Source organism: Companilactobacillus musae (assembly GCF_003967595.1).
GTDB classification, from domain to species: Bacteria; Bacillota; Bacilli; order Lactobacillales; family Lactobacillaceae; genus Companilactobacillus; species Companilactobacillus musae.
The window spans coordinates 1-3,020 of the sequence record NZ_BIFW01000016.1; the positions used below are offsets into that span (position 1 = coordinate 1).

The following is a 3,020-nucleotide window of genomic DNA, read 5'->3' on the forward strand; positions in this document are numbered from 1 at the left end:
TCAAACTCGTACCTTGAAAACTGGATATTAAGAATTAATGAATTAAAGAAACACCGAAAACTGCGCGATAAAAATGGATGTATTTCCATATTTTGTCAAGATTAAGTTATAAAGGGCGCACGGTGGATGCCTAGACACTAGGAGCCGATGAAGGACGTAACTAACGACGATACGCCTCGGGGAGCTGTAAGTAAGCTTTGATCCGGGGATTTCCGAATGGGGGAACCCAAATATCGTAATGGATATTTACTTGCTTGTGAATACATAGCAATCAAGAGGAACACGCAATGAACTGAAACATCTAAGTAGTTGCAGGAAGAGAAAGAAATTCGATTCCCTGAGTAGCGGCGAGCGAAACGGGAATAGCCCAAACTAAAGAGCTTGCTCTTTAGGGTTGTAGGACTGATGTTGTGAGAACAAAAGGTAATGATAGTTGAACAAGCTGGAAAGCTTGGCCAAAGAGAGTGAAAGCCTCGTAAACGAAATCTGACCCACTCCATTCAGTATCCTGAGTACGGCGGAACACGAGAAACTCCGTCGGAATCTGGGAGGACCATCTCCCAAGGCTAAATACTCCCTAGTGATCGATAGTGAACCAGTACCGTGAGGGAAAGGTGAAAAGTACCCCGGAAGGGGAGTGAAATAGATCCTGAAACCGTGTGCCTACAAGTAGTGAGAGCCCGTTTATGGGTGATCGCGTGCCTTTTGTAGAATGAACCGGCGAGTTACGTTAACATGCAAGGTTAAGATGAAAAGTCGGAGCCGTAGCGAAAGCGAGTCTGAATAGGGCGACTAAGTATGTTGATGTAGACCCGAAACCAAGTGACCTACCCATGACCAGGTTGAAGATGCGGTAAAACGCATTGGAGGACCGAACCCGTGTATGTTGAAAAATGCTGGGATGAGTTGTGGGTAGCGGTGAAATTCCAAACGAACTTGGAGATAGCTGGTTCTCTCCGAAATAGCTTTAGGGTTAGCCTCGGGGATTAGGATTATGGAGGTAGAGCACTGTTTGGACTAGGGGCCCGTCTTGGGTTACTGAATTCAGATAAACTCCGAATACCATCAATCTATACCCGGGAGTCAGACGATGAGTGATAAGATCCACCGTCGAAAGGGAAACAGCCCAGATCACCAGTTAAGGTCCCAAAATTCATGCTAAGTGGAAAAGGATGTGGAAACGCATAGACAACTAGGATGTTGGCTTAGAAGCAGCCATTCATTCAAAGAGTGCGTAATAGCTCACTAGTCGAGTGATTCTGCGCCGAAAATGTACCGGGGCTAAGCATGATACCGAAACTGTGGATGTGTCGTAAGACACGTGGTAGGAGAGCGTTGTAAGAGCATTGAAGCTGTACCGTGAGGAGCAGTGGAGTTCTTAGAAGTGAGAATGCCGGTATGAGTAACGAAAGACCAGTGAGAATCTGGTCGGCCGAAAGACTAAGGTTTCCTGGGGAAGGCTCGTCCTCCCAGGGTTAGTCGGGGCCTAAGATGAGACCGAGAGGTGTAATCGATGGATAACAGGTTGATATTCCTGTACTAGTTTATTTTGTTTGAACGATGGAAGGACGCAGGAGGATGATGTGTGCGCGCTGATGGATATGCGCGTCCAAGCAGTAAGTCTTGGTAAGAGTCAAATGCTTTTACCTTTAAGGACAAGCTGTGATGGGGAGTGAAATTTTAGTAGCGAAGCACAGTAACTCACACTGCCGAGAAAAGTTCCTAGTTAGAAATAAACTACCCGTACCGCAAACCGACACAGGTAGTCGAGGAGAGTATCCTAAGGTCAGCGAGTGAACTCTCGTTAAGGAACTCGGCAAAATGACCCCGTAACTTCGGGAGAAGGGGTGCTGGTGTAACAGCCAGCCGCAGTGAATAGGCCCAAACAACTGTTTATCAAAAACACAGGTCTATGCTAAATCGTAAGATGACGTATATGGGCTGACGCCTGCCCGGTGCTGGAAGGTTAAGAGGATCAGTTAGCTTTTGCGAAGCTGAGAATTGAAGCCCCAGTAAACGGCGGCCGTAACTATAACGGTCCTAAGGTAGCGAAATTCCTTGTCGGGTAAGTTCCGACCCGCACGAAAGGCGTAATGATTTGGGCACTGTCTCAACGAGAGACTCGGTGAAATTATAATACCCGTGAAGATGCGGGTTACCCGCGACAGGACGGAAAGACCCCATGGAGCTTTACTGTAGCTTGATATTGAGTTTTTGTGTGACATGTACAGGATAGGTAGGAGCCATTGATTTCGGAACGCTAGTTTCGAAGGAGGCGTTGGTGGGATACTACCCTTGTTATATGAAAGCTCTAACCTACATCGCTTAGCGCGATGAGGGACAGTGTCTGGTGGGCAGTTTGACTGGGGCGGTCGCCTCCTAAAATGTAACGGAGGCGCTCAAAGGTTCGCTCAGAATGGTTGGAAATCATTCGCAGAGTGTAAACGTATAAGCGAGCTTGACTGCGAGACTGACAAGTCGAGCAGGGACGAAAGTCGGAGTTAGTGATCCGGTGGTACCATATGGAAGGGCCATCGCTCAACGGATAAAAGCTACCCTGGGGATAACAGGCTTATCTCCCCCAAGAGTTCACATCGACGGGGAGGTTTGGCACCTCGATGTCGGCTCATCGCATCCTGGGGCTGTAGTCGGTCCCAAGGGTTGGGCTGTTCGCCCATTAAAGCGGTACGCGAGCTGGGTTCAGAACGTCGTGAGACAGTTCGGTCCCTATCCGTCGCGGGCGTAGGAAATTTGAGAGGAGCTGTCCTTAGTACGAGAGGACCGGGATGGACATACCTCTGGTGTACCAGTTGTGCCGCCAGGCGCATCGCTGGGTAGCTACGTATGGACGGGATAAACGCTGAAAGCATCTAAGTGTGAAGCCCCCCTCGAGATGAGATTTCCCATTCCTTTATGGAAGTAAGATCCGTTAGAGAATATGACGTAGATAGGCTGCGGGTGGAAGTGTAGCGATACATGGAGCTGAGCAGTACTAATAGATCGAGGACTTAATCGAGTAA

At 48.4% G+C, this 3,020-nt stretch carries 1 rRNA gene; it reads left to right on the top strand.

Features of this window, described 5'->3' with window-relative positions:
* The first annotated feature begins 99 nt into the window (after positions 1-99).
* A 23S ribosomal RNA gene (locus tag LAB100_RS11460) occupies positions 100-3,016 on the top strand.
* Positions 3,017-3,020: the final 4 nt, after the last annotated feature.